The sequence below is a fragment of the Photorhabdus cinerea genome, from assembly GCF_011189575.1.
Classification (GTDB): domain Bacteria; phylum Pseudomonadota; class Gammaproteobacteria; order Enterobacterales; family Enterobacteriaceae; genus Photorhabdus; species Photorhabdus cinerea.
The window spans coordinates 1-3,169 of the sequence record NZ_PUJW01000078.1; the positions used below are offsets into that span (position 1 = coordinate 1).

Annotated in this window: 1 protein-coding gene and 1 pseudogene; both read right to left on the reverse strand. The window is 52.9% G+C overall.

The genetic code is table 11. From position 1 onward, the window contains the following. Positions 1 to 110 precede the first annotated feature (110 nt). A complete protein-coding gene (gene tssH, locus C5469_RS22500; protein ID WP_166310891.1) occupies positions 111 to 2,789 on the reverse strand; it encodes a type VI secretion system ATPase TssH in 2,679 nt (892 codons plus the stop codon). Between the two features lie 243 nt (positions 2,790 to 3,032). Then, positions 3,033 to 3,169, reverse strand: a pseudogene (locus tag C5469_RS22505) (type VI secretion system tube protein Hcp); the annotation flags it as partial.

Genomic DNA, 3,169 nt, shown 5'->3' on the forward strand with positions numbered 1-3,169 from the left:
CACATCCAGCTCAGCCTCACAGCGCCGGACCTCAAGCCGGTAACGGCAATGACCCGTCAGCTTCGTTTTATCCGCCTGACGCTGGCGGGCCAGCAGCATTTTTCTCTCCATCATGCGTTTTCTCCGCTATCAGATACGGCAGTCTGTTCAGTGAAAGCAAGGATGATTCCCTCTTCTTCATTGAAACCTAATGTCACGCCGACAGGTTTATGGTGATGTGCCAAACGTTCCAGCAGCGCCTGCGATAACACCGGTAAGATTTGTTGATTGAGCAGGCTGTCGATATTGCGCGCCCCGCTGTCCGGCAACAGGCAGGCATTGACCAGCGTGTCGCACAGGCCACTTTCCACCGTGCAGGTCAGGCCATAATGGGTGTTCAGACGTCGCGTGACTTGCCCCAGTTTGATATCCACAATCTGTCTGAGCGCTTCCGCCGGTAACGGGCGATAAATCACGGTTTGGAAACGGGCGAGCAATGCAGGCTGAAAGTGATCACGCAATATGGGGCGTAATAACTCATGCTGGGCGGCAGTCGGAGCATCAGGCTGTTGTGCCAATAACGCCATCAGTTGATCACTACCCAAATTCGAGGTCATCAAAATGACGGTATGGCGAAAATCGATCTCGCGCCCTTCACCGTCGCGCATAAAACCGCGATCAAAGACCTGATAGAACAGGTTCAGCACGTCACGGTGCGCTTTTTCTACTTCATCCAGCAGCACGACGCTGTAAGGGCGCTGACGTACCGCTTCCGTCAGGATGCCGCCCTGCCCGTAACCCACATAACCCGGCGGTGAACCTTTTAGCTGAGAAACCGTGTGCGGTTCCTGATATTCCGACAAATTGATAGTAATTAGTGACCGTTCGCCCCCAAACAGGCAGTCGGCCAGTGCCAGTGCGGTTTCGGTTTTCCCCACACCACTCGGTCCAACCAGCAGAAAAACACCCAGCGGTCCCTGTTCCGGGGTCAAACCAGTTTTAGCCGCGCGTAAACGTTGGGCAATTTCCCGCAGTGCCATATCCTGACCGATAACCCGGTCGCCTAAATGCTGCTCCAGATGTAACAGATCGGTTTGTTCGTCTTTTAGCAAACTGCTTAACGGTATCCCCGTCCAGTCGGCAACCACCGTCGCAACGGTGCGCATATCCACATTCAACGAAAGTAACGGCTCACTACCTTGTAATTCTGCCAGCTCCTCCATGTCTTTCCTGAGTTCAGGTGTTTTGGGTGAATGTTGACGTAAATCGAGAATGCGCTGAGCCAGACGCTTTTCGCGCTGATATTGTGCTGTGAGCTGTTCAGTCTGGCGGGCAACCTCTTCACGCCGAACCGCAATCTCCTTTAAGCGGGTGTTATCTTCCTCTGTCGGCAACACAAGCCAATCCGCTTCAATCGCCTGTTGCTCCATTTCAAGGGCCGTCAGTTGTGCCTGATGTTGTGTCAATGCTTCCGGCACCGTATCCAGACTCATCCGCACCCGAGCACTGGCCGTGTCCAGCAAATCCACCGCTTTATCCGGGAGCTGACGCCCGGTCAAGTAACGGCGAGATAAAGTAACCGCCGCTTTAACAGCGTCATCCTGAATATGAACGCCATGGTAACGGGCATAGCGCGCTTTCAGACCGCGCAACATCAGGCAGGCGGTTTCATCATCCGGTTCGTCTACTTTGATCATCTGGAAACGCCGTTCCAGTGCCGCATCCCGTTCAAAATATTGTTTGTATTCCGACCAGGTAGTGGCGGCAATCGTGCGTAATGCTCCCCGCGCCAGTGCAGGTTTAAGCAGGTTAGCCGCATCAGTACCGCCCGCCTGATTACCGGAGCCAATCAGCGTATGGGCTTCATCAATAAACAGTAAGATCGGGGTGGGTGACTGTTGTACTGCCTCAATCACGTTTTTCAGTCGCTGTTCAAATTCACCTTTGACCCCAGCGCCCGCCTGCAATAGCCCCAGATCCAGCGCTCGCACACTGACGGTTTTCAGGCTATCAGGCACCTGACCACCAGCAATACGCAAGGCCAATCCTTCCACCAACGCGGTTTTTCCTACCCCCGGTTCACCGACCAAAATCGGGTTGTTTTTACGCCGGCGCGATAGAATGTCGATCATCTGACGGATTTCGTTGTCACGGCCAAACACGGGATCAATATGGCCTTCGGCGGCACGCGCCGTTAAATCCTGCGTAAATTTGTCCAATACTCCCTGCAACGCCGGTGATAATGCCGGAGAATGTTGAACAGGTTTATCGGGGTGCATTTCCGCCACCACAGAATCCCCACCGCTATCAGCCAAACATGCCGCCGCCTGTACCTCCGGGCGCTCTTCTGAGTGCTTGTCCAGCAGCGGGCGCAAATGCTGTAATTGGCTCACACTCAGGCTCATCAACGGCCAGCCATCATGAATACGCAACCAAGCCGGCTGGCCGCGCAATACCTGCAACAAATGCACCGATCGAATAAATTCATTACCCTCTTCTTGAGAAGCAACAAACCAAGCGACTTGTAATAAACGACATAAGCTATCCGACAACCGAGGACGTTGATTGATGCTGTGAGGCAAGCGGTCAATAATGGTCAACAAAGATTGCCACAACGAATGCATATCCCATTCGTAACGCCGGGCAATCACAGTAATATCGCCCTCACCGTCTTCAAGGAGTTTTAGCAACCAGTGTTCCACAGTAATTTCAGCATGCGCTCGGGTCTGGCAGAGTGCCGCTGCCGCGTTTAATGCCTGTGCGCAATAGGGATTTAAGCGACACAATAATGAAGTCGATACCGTATCCATATAAAGTTCCGGTGTTAATAAGAGGTCAGGTCACATTCGAGGAATAAGCCGTTTTTCCATAGCTACCGCACGGCTGAAGCTCATCCGTGATTTTTTGCTCAAAATGTGCCCGTCCCCGGGGATTAAAATTGTTAGTCTGGGGGGATAACCCACCCAGTGCCCGCGATCAACCGGCGCAGCAATAACGCCGCACCGGTTGGATTAAATGGCTGCCATTCCTCCGACATAGCAGCCGATCAGCAATTACGCCTGGTTGCGCTCATTCCACGCATCCGAGTGAATGATGTTGCCGTCTTTGTACGTCCAGATGATTTTTTCGTAACGGAACTCAACCTGTTCCAGATGGTTGTGTTTCTCTTTGGCAGGATCTTTGATGTCAT

Bases quoted from the DNA above. Each gene is read 5' to 3' on its own strand.
- tssH (WP_166310891.1), bottom strand. From the start codon at position 2,789: ATGGATACGGTATCGACTTCATTATTGTGTCGCTTAAATCCCTATTGC.